The sequence below is a fragment of the Streptomyces sp. NPDC003943 genome, from assembly GCF_053605265.1.
On the sequence record NZ_JBSGIW010000167.1, the window covers coordinates 1 to 6498 of the forward strand.

The 6498-nt window shown below is 68.2% G+C and carries 7 protein-coding genes; 5 read left to right on the forward strand and 2 right to left on the reverse strand.

The window, feature by feature from the left end:
- The 3 genes from ACWEV0_RS35330 to ACWEV0_RS35340 form a co-directional block, all read left to right on the forward strand.
- A partial coding sequence (locus ACWEV0_RS35330) for an aldehyde dehydrogenase (protein WP_453153908.1) occupies positions 1-1347 on the forward strand: 1347 nt, incomplete at its 5' end.
- A gap of 311 nt (positions 1348-1658) precedes the next feature.
- Positions 1659-2357 carry an alpha/beta hydrolase gene (locus ACWEV0_RS35335; RefSeq protein WP_453153909.1) on the forward strand — a complete coding sequence of 233 codons (699 nt, stop codon included), beginning with the start codon at positions 1659-1661 and terminating at the stop codon, positions 2355-2357.
- A 169-nt stretch (positions 2358-2526) separates the two neighbouring features.
- The gene (locus ACWEV0_RS35340; RefSeq protein WP_453153910.1) at positions 2527-3312 is read left to right on the forward strand and encodes a TetR/AcrR family transcriptional regulator; all 786 of its coding nucleotides are present in this window, start codon (positions 2527-2529) and stop codon (positions 3310-3312) included.
- 267 nt (positions 3313-3579) lie between these two features.
- Here the strand turns inward: ACWEV0_RS35340 and ACWEV0_RS35345 are convergent, their stop codons facing one another.
- Together ACWEV0_RS35345 and ACWEV0_RS35350 are read right to left on the reverse strand one after the other, a co-directional pair.
- On the reverse strand, positions 3580-3978 hold the full coding sequence (locus ACWEV0_RS35345) for a hypothetical protein (RefSeq protein ID WP_453153911.1): 399 nt from the start codon (positions 3976-3978) through the stop codon (positions 3580-3582).
- A gap of 472 nt (positions 3979-4450) precedes the next feature.
- Positions 4451-4744 carry a hypothetical protein gene (locus ACWEV0_RS35350; protein WP_453153912.1) on the reverse strand — a complete coding sequence of 98 codons (294 nt, stop codon included), beginning with the start codon at positions 4742-4744 and terminating at the stop codon, positions 4451-4453.
- 484 nt (positions 4745-5228) lie between these two features.
- Between ACWEV0_RS35350 and ACWEV0_RS35355 the strand changes: the two genes are divergently transcribed.
- Positions 5229-6173, forward strand: coding sequence for an aromatic prenyltransferase (locus tag ACWEV0_RS35355; protein ID WP_453153913.1), 945 nt, complete (start codon positions 5229-5231; stop codon positions 6171-6173).
- Positions 6170-6498: methyltransferase domain-containing protein (locus tag ACWEV0_RS35360; protein ID WP_453153914.1), on the forward strand; the 329-nt coding region annotated here is incomplete at its 3' end. The genes ACWEV0_RS35355 and ACWEV0_RS35360, both read left to right, overlap by 4 nt.

A 6498-nucleotide genomic window follows, 5' to 3' on the forward strand; every position in this document is an offset into this window, starting at 1 on the left:
GTCGGTCGTGCCGCGCAGGCGCGGCCGAAGGACGTCGACCGCGCGGTCGACGCAGCACGGGCGTCCTTCGAGGCGGGCGAGTGGCGGCTGACCCCGCCGGCCGAGCGGATCGCCGTCCTGCGGCGGTTCAACGCACTGCGCGAGCGGAACGCGGAGAAGATCGCGCACCTGATCTCGCTGGAGAACGGGTCGGCCGGATGGTTCACCCGCGCCGGACAGCCCGGTCTCACCCGGCAGGCGAATGCCTACCTGAAGGCGGCGGAGGAGTTCGCATGGGAGGAGACGCTGGTGCCCTCGGACCACGCCTCCCCGGTGCGCAGTGTGGTGCGCCGTGAGGCGGTCGGCGTCGTGGCCGCGGTGATCCCGTGGAACTCGCCCTTCTCCTCGGCCACTTCGAAGATCATCCCGGCTCTGCTCGCCGGCAACTCCGTCGTTCTGAAGGTGTCTCCGGAGAACTCGTTGAGCATGGGTTTCCTCGCCGAGCTGTTGGAGCAGGCAGGACTGCCGGAGGGCGTGGTCAGCGTCCTCTCGGCAGACCGGGAGACCAGTGAGTACCTGATCTCCCACCAGGAGGTGGACAAGATCGCCTTCACCGGCTCGACGCGGGCCGGCCGTCGCATCGCCGCCATCGCGGGCGAGCAGCTCAAGCGCGTCAGCCTGGAGCTGGGTGGCAAGTCCGCAGCCGTCATCCTGCCGGACGCCGACATCGACAAGGCCGTCGCCGGCCTGAAGTTCGGCTCCCTGCTCAACAACGGCGAATCGTGCATCGCGCAGACCAGGATCCTGGCGCCCCGCAGTCGTTATGAGGAGGTCGTGACCGCGCTGAAGGAAATGGTGGAGTCGCTGAAGGTCGGCGACCCGGGCGACCCCGACACCTTCATCGGCCCGATGATCCGCCCCGACCAGCAGGAGCGCGTGCGCACCTACATTCAGCTCGGCATCGACGAGGGCGCCCGCCTGGTCACCGGCGGCCCGCACATTCCCGAGGGCCTGGAGAAGGGCAACTACGTCACCCCCACCGTCTTCGCCGACGTCGACAACTCCATGCGGATCGCGCAGGAGGAGATCTTCGGCCCGGTCCTGGTCGTCATCGCCTACGACGACGAGGACGACGCCGTCCGCATCGCCAACGACTCCGAGTACGGCCTCTCCGGCGGGGTCTGGTCCTCCGACGAGGAACGCGCCCTGGCCGTCGCCCGCCGCATCCGTACCGGCACCGTCACCGTCAACGGCGCCTCCGTCGCGTTCGACGGCCCGTTCGGCGGCTTCAAGGCGAGCGGCATCGGCCGCGAGTACGGTGCGATCGGCCTCGGTACCTACACCGAGTACAAGACCATCACCGTCTGATCCACCCCGGTCCTCGTACGAGAGGCATGACCGCCGACAGCGGCAGGTGGCCCGAACACCCGTCGCTGTCGCGGCGTTTCCGGCTACTCTGGCTTACATACGTGTGTCACTGTCGCGTCTGCCGGCACGTATGCACACCCAGTCGAAGACGGCCGACGTGCTCCTCGCCATCGCCATAGCCATCGCCATCGGCATCGGCATCGGCATCAGCCGCCGGTGGGCCGAACACGGCATCACACTGCCAACGCGACCGGCTGTGGACCACGCCCTTCCCGTCGTCAGCTATGAAAGGGAACGAGATGAACGACAGCATGCGAAGCCCCCAGTTCCTCCTGGTGCACGGTGCGTGGCACGGGTCGTGGTGCTGGCGCGAGCTCCAGGACGTCCTCGCCGACCGCGGCTGGCCCAGCCACACGGTCGACCTGCCGAGCGTCGTCCCCGAGGGAGCTGACGGGAAGCTCCCCGGCCTCCTGGACGACGCCCGGGTGATTCGCGAGAGGATCGATGCCATTCCGGCCCCCCTCGTGGTCGTCGCGCACTCCTACGGTGGCGCTCCGGTCACTCAGGCCACCCCGGGAGCCGCCAACGTGGCACACATCGTGTACGTCTCCGCGTTCGCCCTGGACGAGGGAGAGAGTCTGATGACGTGTTTCGGCGGTGAGCAGCCGGACCCCGCCACGGTGGAGGGCGTCATCCCCGTCCGGGAGAACCCGGAGGTGACCCTCTACCACGATGTCCCCGAGGACAAGAGAGCCGCCGCCCTGGCGCGGTTGCTGCCCCAGACCGTGCTCTCCTTCGCCGAGCCCGTGAGCAGGGCCGGCTGGAAGACCAGCCCCACCAGCTACGTCATGTGCGACGACGACCGGAGCCTCCCCCCGTCGTACCAGGAGCCGTTCGCCGAGCGGACCGGTGCCACGTACCACCTCCCCAGCGGCCACACCCCGCTGCTCTCCATGCCCGACAAGCTGGCTGATCTCCTCGAACAGATCGCGCATCGCGCCTCGGCGTAAGGAGCCGTGAGCGGACCGCGGAGCGGCGGACCCGAACACGAGGAACGGAAGGCGCCGGTGGGACACGTGACCCGGCGCCAGACCCATGTTCCTGGGCCCGAATCGATGAGCCGTCCGGGAGGGTTCCATCGACCAGATCGATGATTCGCAAGACTGATACCGTTGATTCATGCGCACGGAGACGACACCGGAAGAGACGGCACCGGAAAAGGCAGGTCCGACCGTGCGGCAGAGGATCGTCCTGGCCGCCGCCGAACTACTGGAGGAGGGGGGCCTGGACGCGGTGTCGACCCGCGCCGTCGCCACCCGCGCCGGTGTGCCGACGCCATCGATCTTCCGGCTCTTCGGGGACAAGGACGGACTGCTGGACGAGGTCGCCGAGCACGGCTTCGAGCGATACCTCGAGGCCAAGGCCGGACTGCTCACCCACGACGACCCGGTCCGGGTCCTGAGCGACTCGTGGGACCTGCACATCCGGTTCGGACTCGAGCATCCGGCGTACTACTCGCTCGTCTACGGCCAGGTCCGCCCCGGCCACCTGCCGCGGGCCGGACGACGGGCCGCCGCAGGCCTGCGCCACATGATCACCCAGGTCGCCGCCGCCGGGCGACTGCGGATGAGCATCGAGCGCGCCACCCAGGTCATGCACTGCGCGGGCGTGGGCACGGTCGTCACGCTGACCGGCTTCCCTGAGGACGCACGCGACATGCGGACCTCGGACATCGCCCGCGAGATGGTGATGAACACCCTCACCCTTCCGCCCGAGGAAGCGAGTGTCGGCGGCCTCGACGCTCCCGGCGTCTCCGGTGCCGCGGGTGCCGCTGTGGCGAGCAGCGCCATGGCACTGCTCGCCGCCCTCGGCCAGGACGACACCGTGGCGCTCAGCCCCGGCGAGCGGGCCCTGCTCGGCGAATGGCTCAGCCGACTGGCCGACGCGGAGCGCGGGGAGCACTGACATCCCGGCGCTGGAATCGCCTGCGCACGGCGAGTGGTTCGTAGAGTCTCCGACTGCGGACCCCGACCCATCGGCTCATGGCTGCTGGAGATCGTCGAGGCGCTGGACTCGCCGGCCTGGGGCGGCCGCGCCGCCCGTACCGACCGCAGCGCCCCGACACGCCGAACGGCCGCGGATCGCGTACGTCCCGTTCGGGATCGGACCGCGCGGTGCGCGGGCGCCGCCCTCGCGACGCCCGCGCAGGCCTCTCGCGGGATGCGACCGCTGTCAGCCCCAGGTGCGGATCGAGGAGATCGCGTCGTTGTACGGGTAGTTGAGGGTGTTCCAGGTGTAGTTGTTCTGGAAGACGCCCTGGATGCCCGTGAAGTTGTTGTCGTTCCACGTGTAGAGCGTCTTGGCGCCCTGGATCTGGATCGACGAGATCGCGTCCTGCATGTAATAGTCGCCGGAACTCGCGTTGTCGCCCTTGCCGAGGTCGGCCGAGTAGGGAGCGTTGTCGCCCGTCCAGAACTCACAGTTCCGGAGATAGTAGTCCCGGCACAGTGACCAGCCCGATGCCGCGGTTGCGGCCGAGGCCGGCATGGCGAGGGCGATCGGGACCAGGGTCAGTGCGGAAGTGGCCACCGCGACGGCGGTCAGCGACTTGGTTCGGTTCAGGAAACGCATGTTCAGCCTCCGAGAGGTCGGTGATCTGGACTGGACTGGACTGGACTGGACTGGACTGGGCTTGAGTTGACTGGACACTGGATCTGATGGGTCACCGGAACGGGTCATCAGAATGTTTCTGTTCCACTCCAGCTCTTGTCGGAGAGGGGCTCCATCTGGGAAACGGAGTGCGACCGCACCGGGGTTCACATGCCCGAGTGATTCCCGGTCCTGCCCCTGCGCGGTGGCGGCTCTGGCCGACCCGATCCTCGACGCGGCCGGTGCGTGGCCCGTGGGCCGGCTGCCACCAGCGGCCGCACACGAGGGCGGGCGGCCGTCGTCTCACCAATGGCCGCCCGCCTCTGACCCGTCGTATTTCTCGACGCCCCAGAAGAATAGCTATTTGTCAGCCAGGGTCGGCATTACGCCTCGCATTTCTCGCAGAAGTGAAGAGCCGCGCCACGCGAGCGACGCTGGCTCAAAGAGCGACCGGTCAGACGTAATGCCGCCACCACAAGTTGTAGGCAAACCCGCGGTCTCCGAGGGCGCAGTAGAAGTACTGGTCATTCCCGCCGGCCTCGCTCCCGTACGTCGACTTGTTGCGGGACTTGGCCTCGTTGTTGCACTCCATGTACGGCGTAAGCCACAAAGTGCCGTAGTACGTTCCCTCCAAAGTGTTCTGAAGGGTGGCCGCGGAAGCGGTTCCTGCGCCTGCGGTCAGGATGCCGGCGGCCGCGGTGGTCGCCATCAGAATCCCTGCGGAAGCTCTCGCTATTCGCTTGATCATGTTCGCAGTCAAGCAGGTCGCTCGATCGGTCGCAAGGGCGAAAGCGGTTAACGAAATTCCCCTCACGGAAGTTCACTGAATTTTTTGCGACGGAGCATTTTGAGCCATGACGGTGAGATGCGTTCTGTCCGTTCTCGCCGTGCGCTGACAGCGGGAAGCCGGCGCGTGATCGTCTTTGTGGGGGAGCGGGCGGGAAGGGGCGGATGCAATCGGGCCGGTTCGCCGCGCGGCAGCTTCTTGAAGCACGGCGTGCCTCGTTCGCCTCGGCGCGGGCCCGGACGTGTGCCGTCAACAGCGGTGGCCGAAAGCAGGGTTCACATCCGCTGGAGGCTCCCGCACATCGGTGCCGACCGATAGGGTTCACACGTATGGGGTGTGGCCGACAGTCGGCCTCATGTCTGCTTGACGTGTGAACGCCATTCGACATACATGTCAATCAGCACATCTATGCTGTGCTCCGGCAGACAGGAATGAGGCCCCGACCGTGCAGCCCCCGCAGTTCTCCGCAACACGCTTCCTGGAAGACCTCCGCACCACGTCCGACGCGATCGGCGCCGCCTGCTCGGAACCCGTCACCCGCGCGGTCCTCGATGCCTACGGACCGGCGTTCGCCGAGGGTGCCGTCCTGTGGCGGGCCACCGACCGCGACGGCGACGGCCTCAACTACCGCTTCTACGCGCGCCGCTCCATGGACACCGTGGCGATGGCCAGGCGAGCGGGGTTCATCGCGGACGAGGATCCGCTCGGCGACCTGATACAGGCGTGGAACATGCTGTACGACGGCACACCCGAGCAGTCGTGCGACTTCGACGCGGCCCGTGGACTCACCAAGACCTGGCTCTACCTGGGCGGGACCCGACCCCTGGACGACGTGCTCGGCGTCCCGTCCGTGCCGTCGCCCGTCCGAGAGCGCGGCCCGCTCTTCCACCGCCTGGGACTGGACTACGTACGGCACGTCTGCGTGGACTACGCCCGTCGGACCGTCAACCTCTATTTCCGGGCCCGCGGGCCCCTCACCGAGACGCAGTGCCGCCGCTTCACGGAGCTGGCGGGTGCCCCGGCACCGGACGACCGTCTCCACGGGGAGATGGCCCGGTTTCTCTCCCAGGGCGCATACACGTTCTCGGTGACCCTGTCTCCCGCCGACGGGTCGATCGAGAGGGTCGCCTTCTATGCCCTGAAACTCCCGGACGGCAGCCGCCCGACGGTCGGCGCCCGCCTCACCACGTTCTTCGAGACGGCCCCCTCGTACGACGCCGAGGACATGAACGCCGTCGCCTGGTCCTTCGGATCCAGGGGCGGGACCTACCTCAAGGCCGAGCGGAGCTACTGCGGCGACGTGGTCTCCCTCATCAAAGGGTGGAACACCTTCTTCAGCCAGTCCGACACGACCGATCCGGTGTTCGCTTCGCGAGGTGAGAAGCGATGACACGAGCCGCTCGTCCGGAGTCCGCGTACCTGCTGGGGCATTCACCCACCGAGACCGACCGACTCGTGCTCCAGGCCCGCTTGTACGACCCGATCACCGAGCAGGCCCTGCGGACCGCCGGGCTGCGCCCCGGCATGCGGGTCCTCGACGTCGGCTGCGGTGCCGGGGACGTGACGTTCCTGGCGGCGCGGATCGTCGGGCCCACGGGCTCGGTCACCGGAGTCGACGCGGCACCGCGCGCCCTGGACGTGGCGGACAGCGAGACGGCGGGGCGGGTGTGGGCCCGCCTCCTGGCCATCGACCCCGACGACCCGGAAGACCTCGA